Here is a 23,642-nt window from a genome sequence, read left to right as displayed (position 1 = left end):
AATGGACCTCACTCGCCAGGAAGCTTGTTATGCGTCGCCTGCTATTCGCCTGCCTGCTCATGGGCTCTGCACATGTCTTTGCCTTTGACCGCCTGCAAGTCGAAGGCTACACCTTGCCCAACGGTCTGCAATTGCTGCTCAAACCCGGCACCGAGCGGGGCCATGTGGCCATCCGCCTGGTGGTAGGGGTCGGTCTGGATGACTTCAGCTGCGACGAAAAAGAGCTGCCGCACCTGCTCGAACACTTGCTGTTCAGCGGCATCGACGGCGGCGGCGAGGGCGACCTTGAAGACCGTATGCAAGCCCTGGGCGGCGAATGGAACGCCTACACCAGCAATGCCGACACCACCTTCGTGATCGAAGCCCCCGCGCAAAATCAGCGCAAGGTGCTCGACCTGTTGCTGGCCATCCTCACCCGCACCCAACTGACCGACGCCAACATCAACGCCGCCAAACAAGTGGTCGAACGCGAAGACGGCGGCCACTACTCGCACCTGCAACGCCTGCTTGACCGCCAGGACCTGGGCCACACCGCCAGCAACCAATTGGCCATCGAACTGGGGCTCAAATGCGCCGAACGTGCCGAGGTCAATCACCTCACCCGCGACCAGCTGGAGGCGCTGCGCAAGAACTGGTACGCCCCCAACAATATGACCCTCATCATCGTCGGCGACCTCGACAAATTGCTGCCGGCCTACCTGGAACGCACCTACGGCCAGCTCGAACCCGTCGAGCCGAGCGAACATCGACCACTGCCAGAGATCCAGCACGCCGCCGCCAGCCACCGCGAACTGGTGCACGGTTGGATCGGTGACAGTGCCAAACTGCACTGGCTGTTCCCCGAGCCGGTGCTAGATGATCAGCACGATGAAACCTACGACCTGCTCAAGGACTACCTCGACTGGGCGCTCTACCGTCAACTGCGCCTCAAGCATGGTTTGTCCTACGGCCCGTGGAGCGAGCGCGAGGTGCTCGGCGGTGTCGGCTTCCTGAGCCTGAACGCCGACCTCGAACGCGACAACCTGCCCGAAGCCGAACAGGTACTGCAGGACCTCAAGGCCCAACTGCTCAAGGACGGCCTCGACCCGGCAACCTTTACCCGCCTGCAGCAAGCCGCCATTGCACGCCAGTCGTGGGCGGTGCAAGGCAACAGCGCGTTGGCCGACTATTACTGGAGTGCCTCCGGTGACTACGCCAACGGCCATTTCAGCGATCCGGTAAAGCGCATCAAGGCCGTGAGCCTGAAGCAAACCAACGAGGCCATGCGCCAAGTGTTCAACCAGCCGGGCTATTGGCGCATCGAAAAACCCTTGTTCAGCTACGACCTGCTCAGTTGGATAGGTGCCGGCGTGCTTGGACTGATCGCACTTGTGTTGATCGGCCTGCGGTTTTATCGCAAACGGATTGCGTAATGCAGCACCGTACTCACGGCTAAGACGTTATTCTGTGTGGGTTTTTTCCTATACGAATTGTGAATTCCCATGCCAAGCCTGCCCCCCCTCATCCAGCGCATCCTCGAACTGATCAAGCGCTACCCGGGGGTGATCGCACTCGGCGGCTTTATCTCGGGGGTGTGCAGCTTCATCCTGGTGGACCGTCAGCAAGGCATGGCCAGCTGGATCGCGGTGATCATGCTGGTGAGCTGGTTGTGGCTGATGTTGGAAAACAGCTTTACCCAACTGTTCACTCGGGTCTTCAAGCGGGAAATCCCCGAACCCCTGCTGCGCTACGCCACCCAGATGATCCACCAGGAAAGTCTGTTTTTTGTGTTGCCGTTCTTTTTCGTCACCACCACCTGGAACAGCGGCCAATCGATTTTCACCGGCCTGCTGGGCGCGGCGGCGCTGGTCTCGATTACTGACCCGCTGTACTACAAATGGCTGGCGCCCAAGCGTTCGCTGTTCCTGGCGCTGCACACCCTGACCCTGTTCGCGGCGCTGCTCACCGCGCTGCCGATCATCCTGCACCTGACCACCGCCGAAAGTTACAAGCTCGCCCTCGGCGTCGCCATGCTGCTGTCGATCCCCAGCCTGGCCGTGAGCCTGCCACTGCGCAGCGTCAAGGGCTGGGCAATGTTGCTGGGAGTCACGGCGGCGATTGGCTGTGCCGGCTGGTTCCTGCGCAGTTGGGTGCCACCGGCCACCCTGTGGATGACCGAAGTGGCCATCAGCACCCAGCTGCAAGACCGCACCCCGGGCGATGACCTCAAGGAAGTCACAGCTGCCCAGCTACGCAGCGGCGGGCTGTACGCCTACACCGCGATCAATGCCCCGCGCGGGCTGGATGAGCGGATCTACCACGTGTGGAAATTCAACGGCAAAGAAGTCGACCGCATCGCGCTGGATATCCATGGCGGGCGCAAGGAGGGTTACCGCGCCTGGACCCACAAGCAGAACTTCCCGGCCGATTCAGTAGGCCGCTGGCAAGTGCGGGTGTTGACCGAGGACGGCCAGGTGATTGGTGTGCTGCGTTTCAAAGTCACTGACCCAGCACAAACGGACAACCCAAAGTAGGCTGTATCGTGCTATTACGTAGGAATTGTGGATAGCCAAACAAGCTCGGAGCTTATGACCACACGTACGACGGCCGGTGCCGCCCATCTCGATACGTCCACGACGCCTCCGTTACTCAGGATTACGGGGGACTGGACGCTTGCCCACTACGCAAACCTGAAGAAGCTGTCGGACAAGCTCGACGGCCAATACGACGCCGGCGCTCGCATCGACCTCAATGGCCTGGGCGCGCTGGATACCGCCGGCGCGTCACTGCTGGTGGAGCTGCTGGGCCCCGCCAGGATCGAACACTCGGCCGAACAGACTGACTGTAGCCTCTCTGCCGCCGACCGCGCACTGCTCAAGACCGTCTACCGCTCGCTGAATGATTTCTGTGTGCCGGAAAAAGCCCCAGAAGAGGCGGCCGGCATCCAGGTGTTGGCGCGCATTGGCCGGGCGGTCGACACCGTGTGGCAAGACAGCATGAAGCTGCTCGGCTTTATTGGCCTGATCCTCGAAACCTTCGCGCGCGGCATCTGGCGCCCCAAACGCTGGCGCATCACGCCGATGGTCGCCCATATCGAACAGACCGGGCTCGACGCCGCGCCCATCGTCGCGCTGCTGACCTTTTTGGTCGGCGCCGTGGTGGCCTTCCTGGGTGCAACGGTGCTCAAGAGTTTTGGTGCGACGGTGTTCACCGTGGACTTGGTGGCGTTTTCTTTCCTACGGGAATTTGGCGTGTTGCTGACGGCCATTTTGATCGCCGGGCGCACCGCCAGTGCGTTCACCGCACAAATCGGCTCGATGAAGGCCAACGAAGAAATCGATGCGATCCGTACCCTGGGCCTCGACCCCATGGAGCTACTGGTATTACCGCGCGTGCTGGCACTGCTGGTGTCGCTGCCGATGCTGACGTTCCTGGCGATGCTCTCGGGGATTGTCGGGGGTGGCGTGGTGTGCGCCGTGGCGTTGGACATTTCGCCGGCGATGTTCCTGTCGCTGCTGCAATCGGACATTGGCGTGCAACATTTCCTGGTGGGCATGGTGAAGGCGCCGATCTTCGCCTTCCTGATCGCCGCCATTGGCTGCCTCGAAGGCTTCAAGGTCAGCGGCAGTGCCGAGTCGGTCGGCGCCCACACCACCTCCAGCGTGGTGCAATCGATCTTTGTGGTGATCGTGCTGGATGCGGTGGCCGCGATGTTCTTCATGGAGATGGGCTGGTGAGCCGTCTACACCGTGCGCCCAGTGAGGCGGTGATTGAAGTGCGCGGCCTGTGCAACCGCTTTGGCCGGCAGAGCGTGCACGAGAACCTCGACCTGGATCTGTACAAAGGCGAAATCCTGGCAGTGGTCGGCGGCTCGGGCAGCGGCAAGTCGGTGCTGTTGCGCAGCATCGTCGGCCTGCGCCGCCCCAGCGAGGGTGAGGTGCGGGTGTTCGGCAAAAACCTGCCGAGCCTGTCGGAACATGAGCGCTCGCTGGTAGAACGACGCTTTGGCGTGCTGTTCCAGAAGGGCGCGCTGTTTTCCTCGCTGACCGTCACCGAAAACGTCGCCCTGCCGCTGATCGAACATGCCGGCCTCAGCCGCCGTGACGCCGAGCACTTGGCCGCGGTGAAACTGGCCTTGGCCGGGTTGCCGCTCTCGGCCGCCGACAAATACCCGTCTTCGCTGTCCGGCGGCATGATCAAGCGCGCCGCCCTGGCACGCGCCTTGGCCCTGGACCCGGACATCCTGTTTCTCGACGAACCCACCGCCGGCCTTGACCCGATTGGTGCGGCGCAATTCGATCAGTTGATCCTGACTCTGCGCGACGCGCTGGGCCTGAGCGTGTTCCTGGTGACCCACGACCTCGACACGCTCTACACCATCACCGACCGCGTGGCGGTGCTGGCGCAGAAAAAAGTGCTGGTGGCCGATGCCATCGATGTCGTCTCGGAAACGGACGACGCGTGGATTCACGAATATTTCCACGGCCCCCGGGGCCGCGCGGCATTGGATGCCGCTCAATCGCTAGACGAGGTATGACATGGAAACCCGAGCCCATCATGTGATGATCGGTCTGTTCAGCGTGATTGTGGTGGTCGGCGCCCTGCTGTTCGGCCTGTGGCTGGCCAAATCCAGCGTCGACAGCGCCTTTCAGGATTATGAAGTGGTGTTCAACGAGGCGGTCAGCGGCCTGTCCCAAGGCAGCCCGGTGCAATACAGCGGGATCAAGGTGGGCGATGTCACCAGCCTGCGCCTGGACCCTAACGACCCCCGCCGCGTGCTGGCACGCATTCGCTTGGCTGGGCAGACGCCGATCAAGGAAGACACCCAGGCCAAGCTGGCCCTCACCGGCATCACCGGCACCTCGATCATCCAGCTCAGCGGCGGCACACCCCAAAGCCCGGAGCTCAAGGGCAAGGACGGCAACCTGCCGGAAATCATCGCCTCGCCTTCGCCCATTGCGCGCCTGCTCAATAACAGCAACGACCTGATGACCAGCATCAACCTGCTGCTGCACAACGCCAACCACATGTTCTCCCGTGAAAACGTCGAGCGCTTGAGCAACACCCTGGACAACCTGCAGCAAACCACCGGCGCCATCGCCGACCAACGCGGCGATATCAAGGTGGTGATGCAGCAACTGATGCAAGTGAGCAAGCAGGCCAGCGCCGCCCTGGAGCAAACCACCACCTTGATGCGCAACGCCAATGGCTTGCTCAACGATCAAGGCAAGCAGGCCTTCGGCAGTGCCGAACAGGCCATGAAATCCCTGGAGCAAAGCACCGCCACCATCAACACCTTGCTCACTAACAACAAGGACTCGGTGAACAGCGGCATGCAGGGCCTCAATGAACTGGCGCCGGCGGTGCGCGAACTGCGCGAAACCCTCGGTTCGCTGCGCGCCATCTCCCGCCGCCTGGAAGCCAACCCCAGTGGCTACTTGCTGGGCAGCGACAAGAACAAGGAGTTCACGCCATGAAGCGTGCTTACCAGATGATCGCCCCCGTGGCATTGGCGCTCGTGAGCGCGTGCTCGATCCTGCCCAAGGCCGACCCTTCGGACGTGTACCGTCTGGTGCCAGCCCAAACCGCAAGCCAGGGCGCCACGGTGAGCTGGTCGCTGCGCGTTTCCAAGCCGCAGACCAGCGAGTTTCTCGACAGCCCGCGCATTGCCGTGGTGCCGGACGGCAACTTAATCAGCAGCTATGCGAACGCCCGTTGGAGCGACCCGTCGCCAGTGCTGTTGCGCAACCGCTTCATGGACGGCTTCCAACGTGATGGCCGCGTGACGCTGTTGAGCACCGATGAGACCAACCTGCAGGCCGACTACGAGCTGGGCGGGCAGTTGCAGGCGTTCCAGAGTGAATACCGGGGAGGCGCGGTGGACGTGGTGATCCGCCTCGACGCGCGATTGGTGCGCGGGAGCGATCAGCGGATTATTGCCAGCCGGCGGTTTGAAATTCACCAGCCAGTGACGGGTACCAAGGTGCCGGCGGTGGTGGCCGGGTTTGGGCTGGCGGGGGATCAGTTGAACAGGCAGGTGGTGGATTGGGTTGTGCAGCAAGGCAATAGTGCTGCGAAACGCTGAGAGCCCTATCGCCGGCTTGCCGGCGATAGCCATTTAAGCCTCAAGCAAAGAACCAGTAGCACACCGCAATAGCCGCAACGACACCCGCCAACTCCGCCAGCAGCGCACACCCCACCGCATGCCGGGCCCGCTGGATGCCCACCGACCCAAAGTACACCGCCAACACATAGAACGTCGTCTCGGTACTGCCCTGGATCGTCGCCGCTACCAGCGCCGGGAAGCTGTCCACACCCTGGGTCTGCATGGTTTCGATCAACAGCGCCCGGGCCGCGCTGCCGGAAAACGGTTTGACCATGGCCGTGGGCAACGCATCGACAAAACGCGTGTCCATGCCGGTCCAGGCGACCACATGGCGAATCCCTTCCAGGCCGAAATCCAGCGCGCCCGAAGCGCGCAATACACCCACCGCGCACAGCATCGCCACCAGGTACGGCAGCAGGTTCTTGGCAACGTCAAAACCTTCTTTGGCGCCTTCGACAAACGCCTCGTACACCTTCACCTTGCGCAGCGCACCGATCACCAAAAACAGCATGATCAAGCCGAACAGCGTCAGGTTGCCGAGTATCGAAGACAAGCCCGCCAGCGCCGTGGCCGACAGTGTCGCCAGGAAGGCCATGAAACCGCCGAGCACCAGCGCACCGGGAATCAGGTAAGCCAGCACCACCGGGTCCCACAAGCGCAGGCGCTGCATGATCGCCACCGACAACAGACCTACCAAAGTGGAGGCGCTGGTCGCCAGCAGGATCGGCAGAAACACCAGCGTCGGGTCCGCCGCGCCTTGCTGGGCGCGGTACATGAAGATCGTCACCGGCAACAGCGTCAGCGAGGACGCGTTGAGCACCAGGAACAGGATCTGCGCGTTACTGGCGGTGTTGGGGATGGGGTTGAGTTCCTGCAGCGCCTTCATGGCCTTCAGGCCGATGGGCGTGGCCGCATTGTCCAGCCCCAGGCCATTGGCGGCGAAGTTGAGGGTGATCAGGCCGATCGCCGGGTGCCCGGCAGGCACTTCCGGCATCAAGCGGCGGAACAGCGGGCCCAGGGCTTTGGCCAGCCAGTCGACAATGCCGGCTTTTTCAGCGATGCGCAGGAAACCCAGCCAGAGGGTGAGAGTACCGAACAGCAGCACCATCACTTCCACCGACAGTTTGGCCATGGCGAAAATGCTTTCGACCATCGCCGCAAAAATGCCGGCGTTGCCACCGACCAGCCATTGCACCAGTGCTGACACCATTGCCACGACAAAGAAGCCAAGCCACAGGCCATTGAGCATCAGTTGAATCCCCCGAAAGATGGGGCGAATGATAGCGGGGCTGGCAGAAACGACAAACCCCGGAATTATCCGAGGTTTGTCTGGGCGCCGTCAGCCTGTCAGCTGCGGGTCGCTTGAGCGGTCGGTGCGGCTTCCTTGCTGCGCCAGTGCGGCAGGGAATTCCAGTAGCGCTCGCCCTTGGCGTCGTCGTACATGCCTTCCCAACGCGCGATGACCAATACGGCCAGGGCGTTGCCGATCACGTTCAGTGCGGTACGCGCCATGTCCATCACACGGTCGACACCGGCGATGAAGGCCAGGCCTTCCAGTGGAATGCCCACGCTGCCCAGGGTGGCCAGCAGCACCACGAAGGACACACCCGGGACACCGGCGATGCCTTTGGAGGTGACCATCAAGGTCAGTACCAGCATCAACTGCTGACCGATCGACAGGTCGATGCCGTACAGCTGAGCGATAAAGATCGCCGCGATGCTCTGGTACAGGGTCGAGCCGTCGAGGTTGAACGAGTAGCCGGTCGGCACCACGAAGCTGCAGATCGCCTTGGGCGCGCCGTAGGCTTCCATCTTCTCGATCACGCGCGGCAGCACGGTTTCGGAACTGGCGGTGGAGTAGGCCAGGACCAGCTCATCCTTGAAGATGCGCATCAGCTTGATCACCGAGAAGCCGAACAGGCGGGCGATCAGGCCCAGTACCACAAAGGCGAAGAACAGGATGGCCACGTAAACCAGAATCACCAGCTTGGCCAGCGGCAGCAAGGAGGCGAAGCCGAAGTTGGCGACCGTCACGGCGATCAGGGCAAATACGCCGATCGGGGCGTACTTCATGATCATGTGGGTGACTTTGAACATGCTCTCGGACACGCCCTGGAACATGGTCACCAGCGGCTCGCGCAGTTCAGGCTTGAGGCTCGACAAGCCCAGGCCGAACAGCACCGAGAAGAAGATGATCGGCAGCATTTCGCCACGAGCCACGGCGGCAAAGATGTTCGAAGGGATCAGGTTGAGGAGGGTCTCGATGAACGCATGCTCGTGCTGCACTTCAGCGGCGGTGGCGGTGTACTTGGAAATATCGACAGTACCCAGGGTACTCATGTCGATGCCAGCGCCCGGGTGGAACAGGTTGGCCAACAGCAAGCCGACCACGATGGCGATGGTGGTGACCACTTCGAAGTAAACGATGGTTTTGACGCCGATGCGGCCGAGCTTTTTCGCGTCACCGACACCGGCAATGCCGACGATCAGCGAGGAAATCACAATCGGGATCACGATCATCTTGATCAGGCGGATAAAGATATCGCCCGCTGGCTGCAACACATTGCTGATCCACCAGGCCTTTTCAGCACTGAAATGGTTGAGCACTGCACCGATTGCGATCCCCAACACCAAACCGATGAGGATCTGCCAGGCGAGGCTTAGCTTTGCCTTCTTCATGTCATTACCCTTACTTCAAGTGGACTTAAGGCAAATGCGCCAGCTGGAACGCTCGAAAGCGAAAAAGTGTGAGCATCTGCCTCCATGGAAGGTCACCGCCGCATGGCCGAAATGGCTTACTGGCAGGCGAAAAAAGGCGCAACTATTCCCATGCAAGGGAGCGACGTCTAATGCCGTAAACGCCTACCCTATGCCGAATCGGCATGGCTTTTTTTAATAATAACTGTCCGAACGGTCAGTTCAAATGTGACATTTTGTCCGACAAACATGCCGTGAACCGGCCAAACCCGGCTCGCTCAGAGATTCAGGACGTCTAGAGAGCATTGGCAGAAATGCCTGTGAATTCCGTCGTTTAGTGTCGGAAATGTCTTATAGGCCCACGTAAATTTTATCGATAGATGGTCAACCCGACACACCAAGTAATGGTTGGGAATGAGCAAAAACGGAATTAGCGACTATGGAAGACATAGGAGGGAGGTATAAGCCCGTCGCAAGTTCAGCAAGCCTTGGGCTTGTGAACCTGCGTCGCAGCTTTTTGCCTGACCCGGCCCTTGCGCAGGCACTCCCTGTACCCGTAGGTCACGCCGATCCCGATTGATCAGAGCAACCCGGCCCCCTGGTCATGCACCGCCCTTGGCGGGCGATGCAAACAGAAAGAAGCAGCTGGGCTTCTTTCTATGGACGCTGGTTCCACAAGCGCGATGCGCCAAGCGGAACCTAGTACCAATTGGGGTCTTTCTTGAGCTGCTCCATCAGCAGCTTCTGCATGCCTTCGTCCGGCTTACCGAGGAACCGATAATCGGCGTGACGCGTCGGGGATTTGTCCGCCGGCAGGCCGGCCGGGACTTCCACCAACATGGCGTAGGCATCTTTCTTGTCGTAGCTGAAGGCAACGATCAGGCGCTTGTTCAGGCACGTATCTGCAGTTTCGCAAAGCGGCCCCACCAAGTACTTGTCACCGTCTTCTTCCACGGCATTCATTTGTTCGGCCGTACCGGACAGGTTCATCACCCATTCCGGCAGGCGCTCTTCTTTCTTCACCACGCCTTGCCAGGTCTCACGGAACTGAGGGTCCGAGGTCAGCAATTCGTTGGCTCGGCTTTGGCCGTCGTTGGCGGCCATCACTAGGCCGCTGCCGCCCAGGAGCAGGGCGGCAGCCATGGCTTTAAAGGGCAGAGTGGTCATATTCAGCCTCGGCCGCGACGACCAAAGAAGAACGAAGCGATGAACATCACCAGGAAGACGACAAACAGGATCTTGGCGATACCCGTGGCAGTGCCCGCGATACCACCGAAGCCCAGGACGGCGGCCACAATGGCGATGATCAGAAATGTGATAGCCCAGCTCAACATGGTGATTCTCCTTACGCTTTTATAGGGGTAACAGCGGTGTTGCCGTGCAGCCGCTCAACAGCGGCTTTGTCTTGCCTAGAACACCCAGCGCTCTTGGATTGGCAGATCGCCAGGGGTGGAATCCTGGTCAGCCACTCTCAGTTGCGGGGCGGTTACATCGGCAGTAGCGCTGCCAACGGAACGGAAATGGGTTTGCGTCATGACTGGCCTTTCAAATTGCGGGGCGTGTTGCTGACTCTGCTGCCAATGCTGCATCTGTTGGCCAATAACCAAGGTGACCATCAGGGCCAGGCTGGCGAACAGGCCTTGCTGCAAGCGCAGTGGCGATACAGGCAATTGGCGGAGGCTTTGGCGAGTCATGCTGTGTTTCTCCCGCATTCTGATTATTGGTTCATGACACTGTTGGGAGAGGTATTGCAGAGCGCATGCCAGGTTTTTTACAAAATAAAACTCAATAAAATCAATTAGTTACAAATGCATGCAACAGATGACGACCAGCATCCTGCACGATGGCCCTGGATGAGCCGTGCGAAATGCACGATGGTCAGTGGTCGGATCGAGGGATCGAAAGCGCTTGGCGAGTTGCCGAAGTGGCAAGAAGGCATGAAAACGCCAGCAATCGGCGTATTTGTAGGAGACCGTGCAGATAGCTGCGCGAAGATGCCGTTTATCAATCAGAATAAACCATGCAACTTGCCCGATTATTCCGGGACTAAACACCATCATTCATACTTTAAGGAGCGCGGGACAGATGGAATCAGCCAAGGAACTTCAAGGCCGCATTCTTTTAGTGGATGACGAATCCGCGATCCTTCGCACCTTCCGTTACTGCCTGGAAGATGAAGGCTACACCGTAGCCACTGCCAACAGCGCCGCCCAGGCGGACGCCCTGATGCAACGCCAGGTGTTCGACCTGTGCTTCCTCGACCTGCGTCTGGGCGAGGACAATGGCCTGGATGTACTGGCCCAGATGCGCATCCAGGCGCCATGGATGCGCGTGGTGATCGTCACCGCTCATTCGGCTGTCGATACAGCCGTAGACGCGATCCAGGCAGGCGCCGCCGACTACCTGGTAAAACCTTGCAGCCCGGACCAACTGCGCCTGGCCACCGCCAAGCAGTTGGAAGTGCGCCAACTGTCCGCGCGCCTTGAAGCGCTGGAAGGCGAGGTGCGCCAGCCCAAGGACGGCCTCGACTCCCACAGCCCGGCCATGATGGTGGTACTGGAGACTGCACGCCAGGTCGCCGGCACTGACGCTAACATCCTGATCCTCGGCGAGTCCGGCACCGGTAAGGGCGAACTGGCCCGGGCGATTCACGGCTGGAGCAAGCGCTCGAAAAAATCCTGCGTGACCATCAACTGCCCGTCGCTGACGGCGGAATTGATGGAAAGCGAGCTGTTCGGCCATAGCCGCGGTGCCTTTACCGGGGCCAGCGAGAGCACCTTGGGCCGGGTCAATCAGGCAGACGGCGGCACGCTGTTTCTCGACGAGATCGGCGACTTTCCGCTCACTTTGCAGCCAAAACTGCTGCGTTTCATCCAGGACAAGGAATATGAGCGTGTGGGCGACCCGGTTACCCGTCGCGCCGACGTGCGCATCCTTGCGGCCACCAACCTGAACCTGGAAGACATGGTGCGCGATGGCCGCTTCCGTGAGGATTTGCTCTACCGCCTCAACGTCATCACCTTGCACCTGCCACCGCTGCGTGAACGCAGTGAAGACATCCTGACCCTCGCCGATCGCTTCCTGGCGCGCTTCGTGAAGGAGTACGCACGGCCGGCACGGGGATTCAGCGACGAAGCACGCGAGGCGCTGCTCAACTATCGCTGGCCGGGCAACATCCGCGAGCTGCGTAACGTGGTGGAACGTGCCAGCATCATCTGCCCACAGGAAAAGGTGGAGATCAGCCACCTCGGCATGGCCGAGCAACCTACCAACAATGCGCCCAGGATTGGCGCCGCGTTGAGCCTGGATGAATTGGAGAAGGCCCATATCGGCGCCGTGCTCGCCACCAGCGACACCCTGGATCAGGCAGCTCGCACCCTGGGCATCGACGCGTCGACCCTGTACCGCAAACGCAAACAGTACAACCTGTGAGCGGCACCTTATGAAGCTTGCGATGAAACTGCGCACTCGGTTGTTCCTGAGTATCTCCGCGCTGATCACCGTCGCCCTGCTGGGATTGATCCTGGGCCTGGTCAGCGTGATGCAGATGGCCAAGACCCAGGAATCATTGATACGCAGCAACTTCGTGACTCTGGACCTGGGGCTCAAGCTGCGCCAGAGCCTGGGCGACCAGCTGATCATGATGCTGGAGAAGCGCCCCGATCCCCAGGCACTGCAAGCCTCCAAGCAGCGTTATTTCGAGCTCCTGGACCAAGGCATCGCCCACGAGCAGCGAGATGCCAGTGGCAGCGGCTTCAGCCAGGCCCGCACCGACTACCAGCACCTGCTGGAGGCTTTCGACGAATCCCAGCAAGCCTCACCGCCCCCCGGTAGCAAGGAAAAACTGACCGAGACCTTCAATGTGCTGCGTAACGGCCTGATCGCCGAACACAAGCGCGCCCTGGAAAACATCAGTACCAGCGAGCACAAATCGCGCGAGCGTGCTTTGCTGATCGCCGGGCTGCTGGGGCTGGTCGGACTGGCGGTGCTGATCATCGGGTTCGTGACCGCCCACGGCATCGCCCGGCGTTTTGGTGGGCCAATCGAAGCCCTGGCCAAGGCAGCCGACAAGATCGGGCAGGGGGATTTTGAAGTCACGCTGCCCATCTCTTCGGCATCCGAAATGAACCAGCTGACCCGACGCTTCGGCATCATGGCCGAAGCGCTGCGCCAGCATCAGGCAACCAACGTTGATGAACTGCTGGCGGGCCAGCAACGCCTGCAGGCGGTGCTCGACAGTATCGACGATGGCCTGCTGATGATCGACCGCCAAGGCCGCCTGGAACACCTCAACCCGGTGGCGCAGCGCCAATTAGGCTGGGACGAGGACCGTCTTGGCCAAGGGCTGGGCGAAGCCCTGGTGCGACCGGAACTGGATGAACAGCTTCAACTGGTGCTGCGCGGCGGCAACCTGGAGCGGGCGCCGGAAGATCTGGAAGTGGAGGTCGAGGGTGAACTGCGCCTGCTGACCTACAGCCTCACCCCCGTCAGCCACACCCAAGGGCATATTCTCGGGGCCGTGATGGTGCTGCATGACGTTACCGAACAGCGTGCCTTCGAGCGGGTGCGCAGCGAGTTCGTGCTGCGTGCTTCCCATGAATTGCGCACGCCCGTGACCGGCATGCACATGGCGTTCGGGCTGTTTCGTGAACGGGCGAAGTTTCCTGCGGAGTCTCGCGAAGCGGACTTGCTGGATACGGTCAATGAAGAGATGCAGCGCCTGATGCAGTTGATCAACGACCTGCTCAACTTCTCGCGCTACCAGAACGGCCTGCAAAAACTCACCCTGGGGCCCTGTGACGTGACCGACCTGCTGGATCACGCTCGCGCCCGCTTTGCCGAACCGGCCAATGCCCAGCACATTGAGCTCCTGGTGGAAGCCCAGTCTGACTTACCTCGCCTGTATGCCGACCGCGCGCAATTGGAACGGGTGCTGGACAATCTGCTGGGCAACGCCCTGCGCCACACTGCCGAGGGCGGTCAGATTCGCCTGCAGGCGCGCCGACACGGAGAACGGGTGATCATCAGTGTCGAGGATAACGGCGAGGGCATTGCCTACGGCCAGCAAGGGCGGATCTTCGAACCCTTCGTGCAGGTGGGCCGCAAGAAAGGCGGCGCGGGCCTGGGGTTGGCGCTGTGCAAGGAAATCGTGCAGTTGCACGGCGGCCGCATGGGTGTGTATTCACGGCCGGGGCAGGGTACGCAGTTTTATATGGCGTTGCCTTTGTAGCGGCAACCGTAGGTGGCAAGGGTGCTTGTCCCCTCTGGGTGCATGGTGCTCATGACAGCCGGCGCCTGCTGCGCAGTCGAACGGGAGCAAGCTCCCTCGCCACAGTAAGCCGGGCTCCTACAGTTAGCTGCGGTTGAGTGCTCGCAGGATCGCGGCGCTTTCCGCATCGGGGGTGCCGTCAAACAACGAAGGGCGGAAGTGCATCTGGAAGGCCGCGATCACATGACGCGTGGCCACATCCAATTCCCCCGTCTGCGGCGTCTGGTAGCCCAACCGCGCCAGCTCTTCCTGGAACCACGTGATGCTCGGCAGGTCAGCGGCGTACTGTACCTGGAACCGGGCGACAGCCTGAGCGTCCGGCCAAACCCCTAAGCCTTCAGCCGCCAAGCGCTTCCAGGGAAACAGCGGACCGGGGTCAAGCTTGCGCAGTGGTGCGATGTCGCTATGGCCGATGATGTTCTTGGGGTCGATACCGTTGCGTTTGCTGATGTCCTTGAGCAGCACCACCAGGGACTGGAACTGCGCCTCGGAGTAGGGGAACCACACACGGCCGGTGGGGGTGTCCTGGTACCCGGGGTTGACGATTTCGATGCCGATGGAGCTGGAGTTGAGCCAGGTGCGGCCCATCCACTCGCTTTCTCCGGCATGCCAGGCGCGCTGGCTCTCATCCACCAGTTTGTAGATAGTGCCCGACGCGTCGTCGCCGATCAGGTAATGGCTGCTGACCTGGCCGTGCGTGAGCAAGGCCAGGGAGCGCTCGAGATTGGTGGAGGTGTAGTGAACAACGACGAACTGCACGCGATTGTCGTGGTTCACCGAGGGATGGCTGGTATTCAGGCGCGGGCCGCTGGCGCAGCCGGCGAGCAGTAGGAACACAAAGGCAAAGCAAAAGGATTTCATGGCAGGAGACATTACACTGAAGGCGATAATGCAACAGTGTAACGTACCGTTTGTGGCCGGGCGGTCAAATTACAAAATGGAACATCTTTTAGGCCGCCTGCACCTGATTGCGCCCTGCCGCCTTGGCCCGATACAACGCCTCATCGGCACGCTTGAGCGCCAAGTCGCTGCGCTCACCGGGTTGGAACTGTGCCACGCCCATGGATACCGTGATCGTCACCGGCTCACCCTTGAAGTGGAAAGGGCACGCTTCGATGGCCTGGCGCAACATCTCACCGGCCGCCAGCGCATCGGCCAGGGATGAGTTGGGCATCAGCAACACAAACTCTTCACCGCCGAAGCGCGCAATAAAATCGGTGGGTCGCAGGCGTTTGCGCAGCACACTGGCAATGATCTTGAGCACTTTATCGCCCGCCAGGTGGCCGTAGCCATCGTTGATGCGCTTGAAGTGGTCCAGGTCGAGCATGGCCAGCGACAGGCTGTTGCCACGCTGGTGCCAGGCATTGACCTCATGGTCGAGGCGCTCGCTCCACGCCGCACGGTTGGGCAGCCCGGTCAGCGGGTCGATCAAGGCCTTCTGGCGCTGCACCTCCAGGTGCTCGCGATAGCCCTGGGCCTCCTGCTCCATATTCGCCACGCGCTCAGCCAAGCCTTTCAAGCGCGCCGCCACTTCCTGCTCACGCTGGTCACGCTGCTGCTGGTGTTGGTCCATGGTGCCAAGCAAGCCTTCGAGGTGGCTCTCCAGCACCTGCTTGAGGCTGTCGAGGTCGGCCGCGTCCTGCACGCTGCTTTGCAAACCGTCGACCTGCTCACGAATCTGCGTGTCCAGATCCCGTGCAGCCGAGCGGCTGTCGGCATGACCATCGCTGGCAACCTGCAGATGGCCCTGGAAGGCTTCCAGTCGTTCGTTGAGCTGCTTGAGATAGGCCTCGAACTCATGCTGGCCACTGTCGGTGATTGCCAGCATCAACACCGCCAAATCATCGAGGATCGGCAGCAGTTCATACCAGTTCAAACCATGGGCCAGGCGCTCACGCATGGCTTCGGCCTGGGGACGGTGGCGTTCGGGCAGCGAGAGGTCTTCCAGCAGGCCGAGCAAGGTGTCTTCGATATGCTTGGCCACCGAGCTGTAGGACGGCTCGGGCGAGTCGGGCAAGGCGTACACGCCGTCCGACTGCAACGCGTCAGGGTCAGGCTCGGCGCTTTCCAGAACAGGCGGAAGCGACAGGCTGCCGATTGAGGTTTCATCCGGCGCATCGTCCTGAACCGGCGGTGGTTCGATAAACGCCGCGAGGGCACTTTCGGGGGCGGGATCTTCGACCGCAGGTTCAATCACCTCGGGTTCAGGTGCCTCGACAGGCGCAGCCTTGGGCGCCGCTTGCGCGGGGGCCTCGAAGGCCAATGCTTCACTGGCTGCCTCTAGCACCTTGGGGGGCGCAGCCACACTGACAGGCGTAGGCGGCTCAGGCGGCGCGGCGACGGCTGCCTGCGGCAAAGGCGCAAAGGCGCGCAACGCTTGGGTCAACTCTTCGGATTGTGCAGGTGCCTGAGGCTCAGGCTCCGAGTGCAGCTTGGAAGACGCGGGCTTCGGCGCAGGATCTGATGCCGGCTCGACTGCCGGGGGGTCATTGGCAACCTCTTTTGCACCAAACAACCGCTGCAGCAAACCAGGCCCCGAGCGTGGGGTTTCGCCGTCTGGCTCCAGGTTATCCAGCGCTTGCCCTTGCAGGCTGCTCAGCTCACTGAGCAGCAGCGGGATCTCCCGCGCCTGGCCGACGCGCCCGTCCAACTGCTTGGCGAAGGTTTTCAGCGGCCGGGCCACTTCGCGCGGCAGTGGCAGCTTCTGCAACTGTGCAACCAGTGCGGTGAGCGCGGTGCTGATCTGGTCAACCCGGGTTTCGCGGCGCTGTTCAGAGTCGAGCACGGCTTTTTCAAGGCGTGGCAGCAGGGCGGCGAGGGCGGCATCCATGTCGTCGGTGCGGACCACATCACGCATCTCCTTCATGCACTGATCAACGGCGCGGTCGGTGCCCTCAGCGGCCAGTGTGCTGCGTACCAGCCCTCGGCGCAGCAGGTCGAGGCGGGCAGCCCAGCGGCGTTCGAGCTTGTCCTGCTGCTCGATGCTCTTGAGGTATTTTTCTTTCCAGCGCTGGGCGTCGTCGCTCATGCAAGGGGTCCGCGAGGGCCGGGGCTCAACGCGGGCAATGCATCAGCCGTGAGCGAACCCGGCAGACGAATCTCTACCGCGACCGGCAGGTGATCGGAGATGGGCTGCGCCAGGACCTGCACGCTTTCGAGCGTGAGGGTCGGGCTGAGCAGGATATGGTCGAGGCAGCGCTGCGGGCGCCAGCTGGGAAAGGTGGCTTCGACTTGCGGCGCCAGTAACCCAAGGTCTCGCAGCGGGGAATTCTGTAGCAGGTCGCTGGCGTGGGTGTTCATGTCCCCCATCAGCACCTGGTGTTTGTAATTGCCGATCAGCTCTCGGATGTAGGCCAGTTGCATCGTGCGGGTACGCGCCCCGAGCGCCAGATGCATCATCACCACCACCAAGGCTTCCGGGCCTTCGCCAAAGCGCACGAGGATCGCGCCCCGGCCCTTCGGGCCTGGCAGCGGGTGGTCTTCGATAGCCCATGGCTTCAAGCGGCTGAGCACGCCATTGCTGTGCTGCGCCAGGCGCCCGAGGTTGCGATTGAGTTGCTGGTACCAGTAAGGGAATGCGCCGAGCTGGGCCAGGTGTTCCACCTGGTTGATGTAGCCCGAGCGGATGCTGCCGCCATCGGCTTCCTGCAAGGCGACGAGGTCGAAGTCGCTCAACAGGTTGCCGATCTTTTGCAGGTTGCCGGCACGTCCGTTGTGGGGCAGCAGGTGCTGCCAGCCACGGGTGAGGTAATGCCGGTACTTCTCGGTACTGATGCCCACCTGGATATTGAAGCTGAGCAGGCGCAGACGGCTGTCTGCCGGCAGGCCCGTGGACTCCAGATGGTGCTCGTTGACCTGCGGGTCATGCAGGCCGACGATGCGTTCAGTCCCCCAGCGGCGCATGATGGCCCCCTTACTTGGCTGCGCGCTCTTTGGCGATCAGCTGGTCGGCAACATTCAGCGTCTGCTCAGGACCACCGGAGGTGCCCAGGTCGAAACGGTATTTGCCGTTGACGATCATGGTCGGTACGCCTTGCACGCCGTACTTCTGCGCCAGTTCCTTGGCCTGCTTGATCTGGCCCTGGATAGCGAAGGAATTGAAGGTGGCGAGGAACTTGTCCTTGTCGACGCCTTGGGTGGCAACGAAGTCAGCCATCTCTTCCGGCTTGGTCAGGCGCTTGCCTTGTTTCTGGATCGCGTCAAACACCGCGTTGTGGACCTTGTGCTCAACACCCATGGCTTCCAGGGTCAGGAACAGTTGGCCGTGGGCGTCCCATGGGCCGCCGAACATGGCCGGGATGCGCTTGAAGTTGACGTCGGACGGGAGTTTTTCGACCCAAGGGTTGATGGTCGGCTCAAAGGCGTAGCAATGCGGGCAGCCGTACCAGAACAGCTCCACCACTTCGATCTTGCCAGGCACCGAGACCGGCACCGGGTTGGCCAATTCAACGTAGGTTTTACCGGCTTCAAGCGGCACGTCGGCAGCTTGTGCGGTCATGCCGAAGAGGCTGGCAGTGACGAGAGCGGCGCTGAGGATCAGATTACGCATGCTTTACTCCTGGACAAATAAAGTCGCCTCACGCGACCTTTGTTGTGACAGGTCTACGCGGGCATGAGTTCGTTAGTGTAACGGCACCGGCCACAAAAAAGGGCGGCCTAAGCCACCCTTTTTATGCTTGCATCGACGGATTAATCGAGCGTTAACGTCGTATTTGTATCAGTGCAGACCCTGGATGTACTGGGAAACCGCCTCAATGTCCTTGTTGCTCATTTTATTGGAGATGGTTTGCATGATTTTGGCATCGCCGTCGTTGGTGCGATTGCCTTCACGGAAGTCCGTCAGCTGCTTGGCGATGTACTGCGCGTGCTGGCCGCTCAAGTGCGGGAAGCCAGCAGCGGCAAGGCCTGCGCCGTTAGGCGAGTGGCAACCGATGCACGAAGGCATGCCTTTTTCCAGGTTGCCGCCACGGAACAGTTCTTCACCGTGGGCCACGACTTTTGGATCGGCAGCTCCCACACTGCCTTTCTGGCTGGCAAAATACGCCGCGATATCTGCCAGGTCCTGATCGCTGAGGTTGGTCAGCAAGCCGGTCATTTCCAGTACCGTGCGCTTGCCGTCCTTGATGTCGTGCATCTGCTTGGTCAGGTAACGCTCGCCCTGGCCGGCCAGTTTGGGAAAGTTCGGCGCCGGGCTGTTGCCATCCGGTCCATGGCAAGCACCACATACGGCGGCTTTCGCCTGGCCCGCTGTAGCGTCGCCTGCAGCATGGGCAACACCGGTGATGCCCAGGGTCAACAGCAGACTCACGATCAGTTTGTTCATCAGCTAATCCAACTACGGCTAAGGGGTTTATAGAGTTATCTACCGGGTTTACTCACCATCATTTCAATGATGGCCTGGTAATCCTCAGTACTGCAGTCCATGCACAAACCACGCGGCGGCATCGCCTTGAAACCCTGGGTCACGTGTTGCACCAGCGTGTCCATGCCCTGCGCCAATCTTGGCGCCCACGCTGCCTGGTCACCCCGTTTGGGGGCGCTGGGCAACTGGCCGGCATGGCAAGCCACGCAAACTCGGTTGTACACCGCTTCGGGATCCTGTGTAGCCTGAGCGCCGTAAAGCGGAATCAGGACACCGATAGCAAGCAACCACTTGGTCATACGTCGACCAGTTCAGGGTTTGAGAGCGTTTTGCGTTCTAATGCGCAATAAAGGTCTATCGCTCCCGTGAACTTCATCCTTCGCTGGGACAAAGCACACACAAAATCTGCGGCATTATATACTGGCGCTACTGAAACGGAAACGACACCGCTTGCCGCACCCTTTCTCGGCACCGCCCACATCGGAAATCTCATGCAACTCAAGAATCCCATCCTCGGCCTGTGCCAACAGTCCACGTTCATGCTCAGCGCCGCCAAAGTTGACCAATGCCCCGATGACGAAGGCTTTGAAGTCGCCTTTGCCGGTCGTTCCAACGCTGGCAAATCCAGCGCATTGAACACCCTGACCCACGCCAGCCTGGCCCGTACCTCGAAAACCCCAGGCCGCACGCAACTCCTCAATTTCTTCAAGCTAGACGATGATCGGCGTCTGGTCGACCTGCCGGGCTACGGATACGCAAAAGTACCTATCCCGTTGAAGCTGCACTGGCAGCGTCACCTGGAGGCTTACCTGGGTGGCCGCGAGAGTTTGAAGGGTCTGATCCTGATGATGGACATCCGCCACCCGATGACCGACTTCGACCTGCTGATGCTCGACTGGGCCGTCGCCAGCGGCATGCCGATGCATATTCTGCTGACCAAGGCCGACAAGCTCACTTACGGCGCTGCCAAGAACACCTTGCTCAAAGTGCAGTCCGAAATCCGTAAAGGGTGGGGTGATGCGATCACCATCCAGCTGTTCTCGGCGCCAAAACGCATGGGCCTGGAAGAGGCTTACACCGTGCTGGCCGGCTGGATGGAATTGGCAGACAAAGGCGCTGAAATCGCGGAATAATTTTTCTGCGGGCAAAAAAAACCCCGGACTTCGTATGGGGAGGGGAAGTTCGGGGTTCAAGTTCCGGACCGCTAGGGCGGGGTCCAGATATCTGCCAACACTTAACACAACATAGGAGCATTGAAGGGCTTCACCACCCATTCAGTAACTCTGAGTAGCAGTTCACGGGTTAAGTTCCGGCAGGTTCAAAAAACTATTGGAAATAACTGACGGCGACATCCGATCTAAAGCACTCTGCCACCACGCCAGGTGGTGGCAAATCCCCTGAATCAGTGCGCTTCGTCCCAGTTATCACCGACGCCCACGTCCACCACCAGTGGCACGTCCAGCGCTGCTGCGGCACTCATGTGCTCGCGAATCTTCTCGCTCACCTCTTCGACCAGATCCTCACGCACCTCAAGCACCAGCTCATCGTGCACCTGCAGGATCACCTTGGCATCCAGGCCTGACTCGGTCAGCCAGTTATCCACCCGCACCATGGCCTTCTTGATGATGTCAGCCGCCGTGCCCTGCATCGGCGCGTTGATCGCCGTGCGCTCCGCAGCGGCGCGCTCCTGAGGTTTGTTGGAGTTGATATCCGGCAGATACAGGCGACGCCCGAAGAAGGTCTCGACATAACCCTGGTCGGCCGCCTGGGCGCGGGTGCGCTCCATGTACTCGCGCACACCCGGGTAGCGGGCGAAGTAGACGTCGATGTAGGCCTTGGCCGTCTTGGTGTCAACGCCGATGTCCTTGCCCAGCTTCTGCGCACCCATGCCATAGATCAGGCCAAAGTTGATCGCCTTGGCGCTGCGACGCTGATTGGAGGTGACCTCGGCCAGCTCAACCTTGAACACTTCCGCCGCCGTCGCCGTGTGCACGTCCAGGTCGTTACGGAAGGCATTCATCAGCCCTTCGTCCTTGGACAAGTGGGCCATGATGCGCAGCTCGATCTGCGAATAGTCCGCCGCCAACAGCTTGTAACCCTTGGGCGCGACGAACGCCTGGCGAATCCGCCGGCCCTCGGCGGTACGCACCGGAATGTTCTGCAGGTTCGGATCACTGGAAGACAAACGCCCGGTCGCCGCCACAGCCTGGTGATAGGACGTATGAATACGCCCGGTACGCGGGTTGATCTGCTCCGGCAGACGGTCGGTGTAGGTGCTCTTCAATTTGCTCATGCTGCGGTACTGCATCAGCACCTTGGGCAGCAGGAAGTCGTCCTCGGCCAGCTTGGCCAACACTTCTTCGGCCGTGGAAGCCTGGCCCTTGCCGGTCTTCTTCAAGACGGGCAAACCCAGCTTCTCGTAGAGAATCGCACCGAGTTGCTTGGGCGAGCCTAGGTTGAACTCTTCGCCGGCGATCTCGAACGCCTCGCGCTCCAGCTCGACCATTTTGTTACCCAGCTCGATGCTCTGGATGCCCAGCAAGTCCTTGTCGACCAGCGCCCCCTGGCGCTCGATACGCGCCAGCACAGGCACTAACGGGATTTCGATATCCGTGAGCACGCTCGCCAGGCTCGGGATCGCCGCCAACTGCGCAAACAGCTCTTGGTGCAGGCGCAAAGTGACATCGGCGTCTTCCGCCGCATACGGGCCAGCTTGTTCCAGCGCGATCTGGTCGAACGTCAGCTGTTTGGCGCCTTTGCCCGCGATGTCCTGGAAGGCAACGGTGTCGTAGTCCAGGTACTTCTTGGCCAGGCTGTCCATGTCATGCCGGGTCGCGGTGGAATTCAGCACGTAGGATTCGAGCATGGTGTCGAACGCGATGCCGCGCACGGTAATGCCTTGCGCAGGGTCGCCGCCGATGGCGCAGTTGGCCAAAATGTTCATGTCAAACTTGGCGTGCTGGCCAACCTTGAGCTTGGCTGGGTCTTCCAGCAGCGGTTTGAGCGCCAGCAATACCGTGTCTCGATCCAACTGCTGCGGCGCGCCGATGTAGGAATGGGTCAGCGGGATGTAGGCCGCTTCATGGGGCTGTACAGCAAAGGAAACCCCGACCAACTGCGCCTGTTGCGCGTCGATCCCGGTGGTTTCGGTATCAAAGGCAAACAATTTGGCGTCGTTGAGCTTCTTCAGCCAACGATCAAACGTCGCCTGATCAAGGATCGTGGTGTAGCTCGCCTCGACAGGCGCCGCCGCAACTTCTTCAACAACCGCCTCGGCTGCTGGTGCCGCGCTGAGCTCTACACGCTTGGCATCGCGCTGAACCTCATCGATCCAGCTCTTGAACTCAAGCAGCGTATAGAGCTCCAGCAGTTTTTCCCGATCCGGCTCAATCAGATGCAGATCGTCCAGGCCCACGTCCAGCGCCACATCGCACTTGATCGTCGCCAACTGGTAGGAAAGAAACGCCATTTCCTTGTGTTCTTCCAGCTTGGCCGGCAGCGTCTTGGCACCCCGGATCGGCAGGGTCGGCACGATATCCAGCTGCTCATACAGCTCTTTGATCCCGCCATTCACGCCCACCAGCAAGCCGGACGCCGTCTTGGGACCAATACCCGGAACACCCGGGATGTTGTCGGAGGAATCGCCCATCAGCGCCAGATAGTCGATGATCTGCTCCGGAGCGACGCCAAATTTCTCCTTTACGCCCTCGATGTCCATCGAGCTACCGGTCATGGTGTTGACCAAGGTAATGTGCCCGTCGACCAGTTGCGCCATGTCCTTGTCGCCGGTGGAAATCACCACCGGCCGGCTGGCCGCCGCGCTGCTGCGGGCCAAGGTGCCGATCACGTCATCGGCCTCAACGCCTTCGACGCACAGCAATGGGAAACCCAGTGCGATCACGCTCTGGTGCAGCGGCTCGATCTGCACTCGCATGTCATCGGGCATGCTCGGGCGGTTGGCCTTGTATTCGGCGTACATGTCGTCGCGAAAGGTCCCACCCTTGGCGTCGAACACCACCGCGAACGGGCTGTCCGGGTACTGCTTGCGCAGGCTTTTGAGCATGTTCAACACGCCCTTGACCGCACCGGTCGGCAGGCCTTTGGAGGTGGTCAGCGGTGGCAACGCGTGGAAGGCGCGGTACAGATATGAAGAACCGTCCACCAGGACGAGGGGGGCTTGGCTCATGAGCAGGATCAACCTTTTCGGCGGGTCAGGCGCTAGAATAGCC

21 protein-coding genes are annotated in these 23,642 nt (G+C 60.9%); 9 read left to right on the top strand and 12 right to left on the bottom strand.

Going from position 1 to position 23,642, the window contains the following annotated elements; translation table 11 throughout:
• Positions 1-29: 29 nt before the first annotated feature.
• The 6 genes from ACVWVP_RS03575 (at position 30) to ACVWVP_RS03550 (ending at position 6,064) form a co-directional block, all read left to right on the top strand.
• A complete protein-coding gene (locus tag ACVWVP_RS03575) occupies positions 30-1,412 on the top strand; it encodes a M16 family metallopeptidase (protein WP_457404481.1) in 1,383 nt (460 codons plus the stop codon).
• A 69-nt stretch (positions 1,413-1,481) separates the two neighbouring features.
• Positions 1,482-2,513 (top strand): DUF5924 family protein, encoded by a 1,032-nt coding sequence (locus ACVWVP_RS03570; RefSeq protein WP_178923888.1) that lies wholly within the window; start codon positions 1,482-1,484, stop codon positions 2,511-2,513.
• A 54-nt stretch (positions 2,514-2,567) separates the two neighbouring features.
• Positions 2,568-3,716 carry an ABC transporter permease gene (locus ACVWVP_RS03565; protein ID WP_178923890.1) on the top strand — a complete coding sequence of 383 codons (1,149 nt, stop codon included), beginning with the start codon at positions 2,568-2,570 and terminating at the stop codon, positions 3,714-3,716.
• Complete coding sequence (locus tag ACVWVP_RS03560; protein WP_259172523.1) at positions 3,713-4,516, top strand: ABC transporter ATP-binding protein; 804 nt, start codon at positions 3,713-3,715, stop codon at positions 4,514-4,516. The genes ACVWVP_RS03565 and ACVWVP_RS03560 overlap by 4 nt, the downstream gene beginning before the upstream one ends.
• 1 nt (position 4,517) lies before the next feature.
• Entirely contained in the window at positions 4,518-5,456 is a 939-nt protein-coding gene (locus ACVWVP_RS03555; RefSeq protein WP_176994653.1) for an MlaD family protein, read from the top strand.
• Entirely contained in the window at positions 5,453-6,064 is a 612-nt protein-coding gene (locus tag ACVWVP_RS03550; RefSeq protein WP_457404480.1) for an ABC-type transport auxiliary lipoprotein family protein, read from the top strand. Before ACVWVP_RS03555 ends, ACVWVP_RS03550 begins: the two co-directional genes overlap by 4 nt.
• 40 nt (positions 6,065-6,104) lie before the next feature.
• On the opposite strand, the gene ACVWVP_RS03545 is transcribed toward ACVWVP_RS03550, so the two are convergent.
• The 5 genes from ACVWVP_RS03545 to ACVWVP_RS03525 all read right to left on the bottom strand — a co-directional run bounded on the left by ACVWVP_RS03545 (position 6,105) and on the right by ACVWVP_RS03525 (position 10,476).
• The gene (locus ACVWVP_RS03545) at positions 6,105-7,334 is read right to left on the bottom strand and encodes a nucleoside recognition domain-containing protein (protein ID WP_178923898.1); all 1,230 of its coding nucleotides are present in this window, start codon (positions 7,332-7,334) and stop codon (positions 6,105-6,107) included.
• Positions 7,335-7,432: 98 nt separating this feature from the next.
• Positions 7,433-8,764 (bottom strand): glutamate/aspartate:proton symporter GltP, encoded by a 1,332-nt coding sequence (gltP, locus tag ACVWVP_RS03540; protein ID WP_178923900.1) that lies wholly within the window; start codon positions 8,762-8,764, stop codon positions 7,433-7,435.
• A gap of 717 nt (positions 8,765-9,481) precedes the next feature.
• A complete protein-coding gene (locus ACVWVP_RS03535; RefSeq protein ID WP_176994649.1) occupies positions 9,482-9,949 on the bottom strand; it encodes an inhibitor of vertebrate lysozyme family protein in 468 nt (155 codons plus the stop codon).
• 2 nt (positions 9,950-9,951) lie between these two features.
• Positions 9,952-10,116: a DUF1328 domain-containing protein gene (locus tag ACVWVP_RS03530; protein ID WP_003170804.1), complete on the bottom strand. Its 165-nt coding sequence runs from the start codon at positions 10,114-10,116 to the stop codon at positions 9,952-9,954.
• Positions 10,117-10,191: 75 nt separating this feature from the next.
• On the bottom strand, positions 10,192-10,476 hold the full coding sequence (locus ACVWVP_RS03525; protein WP_457404479.1) for a hypothetical protein: 285 nt from the start codon (positions 10,474-10,476) through the stop codon (positions 10,192-10,194).
• Between the two features lie 391 nt (positions 10,477-10,867).
• On the opposite strand from ACVWVP_RS03525, the gene algB reads away from it, so the two are divergent.
• Together algB and ACVWVP_RS03515 are read left to right on the top strand one after the other, a co-directional pair.
• Positions 10,868-12,214, top strand: a complete 1,347-nt coding sequence (gene algB, locus ACVWVP_RS03520; RefSeq protein ID WP_078740007.1) for a sigma-54-dependent response regulator transcription factor AlgB — start codon at positions 10,868-10,870, stop codon at positions 12,212-12,214.
• Between the two features lie 10 nt (positions 12,215-12,224).
• Positions 12,225-14,012 (top strand): KinB sensor domain-containing domain, encoded by a 1,788-nt coding sequence (locus ACVWVP_RS03515; RefSeq protein ID WP_457404478.1) that lies wholly within the window; start codon positions 12,225-12,227, stop codon positions 14,010-14,012.
• Positions 14,013-14,135: 123 nt separating this feature from the next.
• Here the strand turns inward: ACVWVP_RS03515 and ACVWVP_RS03510 are convergent, their stop codons facing one another.
• The 6 genes from ACVWVP_RS03510 to ACVWVP_RS03485 all read right to left on the bottom strand — a co-directional run bounded on the left by ACVWVP_RS03510 (position 14,136) and on the right by ACVWVP_RS03485 (position 19,712).
• Positions 14,136-14,912 (bottom strand): N-acetylmuramoyl-L-alanine amidase, encoded by a 777-nt coding sequence (locus ACVWVP_RS03510; RefSeq protein ID WP_178923906.1) that lies wholly within the window; start codon positions 14,910-14,912, stop codon positions 14,136-14,138.
• Positions 14,913-15,000: 88 nt separating this feature from the next.
• The gene (locus ACVWVP_RS03505) at positions 15,001-17,079 is read right to left on the bottom strand and encodes a diguanylate cyclase (RefSeq protein WP_457404477.1); all 2,079 of its coding nucleotides are present in this window, start codon (positions 17,077-17,079) and stop codon (positions 15,001-15,003) included.
• Positions 17,076-17,957: an endonuclease/exonuclease/phosphatase family protein gene (locus ACVWVP_RS03500; protein ID WP_457404491.1), complete on the bottom strand. Its 882-nt coding sequence runs from the start codon at positions 17,955-17,957 to the stop codon at positions 17,076-17,078. The genes ACVWVP_RS03505 and ACVWVP_RS03500 overlap by 4 nt, the downstream gene beginning before the upstream one ends.
• Positions 17,958-17,964: 7 nt before the next feature.
• Positions 17,965-18,600: a thiol:disulfide interchange protein DsbA gene (gene dsbA, locus ACVWVP_RS03495; protein ID WP_178923910.1), complete on the bottom strand. Its 636-nt coding sequence runs from the start codon at positions 18,598-18,600 to the stop codon at positions 17,965-17,967.
• A gap of 168 nt (positions 18,601-18,768) precedes the next feature.
• Positions 18,769-19,374, bottom strand: a complete 606-nt coding sequence (locus ACVWVP_RS03490) for a c-type cytochrome (protein ID WP_176994643.1) — start codon at positions 19,372-19,374, stop codon at positions 18,769-18,771.
• Between the two features lie 35 nt (positions 19,375-19,409).
• Entirely contained in the window at positions 19,410-19,712 is a 303-nt protein-coding gene (locus ACVWVP_RS03485; RefSeq protein ID WP_457404476.1) for a c-type cytochrome, read from the bottom strand.
• Positions 19,713-19,904: 192 nt separating this feature from the next.
• On the opposite strand from ACVWVP_RS03485, the gene yihA reads away from it, so the two are divergent.
• Positions 19,905-20,546 carry a ribosome biogenesis GTP-binding protein YihA/YsxC gene (gene yihA / locus ACVWVP_RS03480; protein ID WP_025854318.1) on the top strand — a complete coding sequence of 214 codons (642 nt, stop codon included), beginning with the start codon at positions 19,905-19,907 and terminating at the stop codon, positions 20,544-20,546.
• Between the two features lie 269 nt (positions 20,547-20,815).
• Here the strand turns inward: yihA and polA are convergent, their stop codons facing one another.
• On the bottom strand, positions 20,816-23,599 hold the full coding sequence (gene polA, locus ACVWVP_RS03475) for a DNA polymerase I (RefSeq protein ID WP_457404475.1): 2,784 nt from the start codon (positions 23,597-23,599) through the stop codon (positions 20,816-20,818).
• Positions 23,600-23,642 lie beyond the last annotated feature (43 nt).

The sequence above is a fragment of the Pseudomonas sp. TE24901 genome, assembly GCF_054058375.1.
The sequence above is the reverse complement of the archived record's forward strand: the minus strand, read 5'-3'. Positions and strand labels throughout refer to the sequence as shown.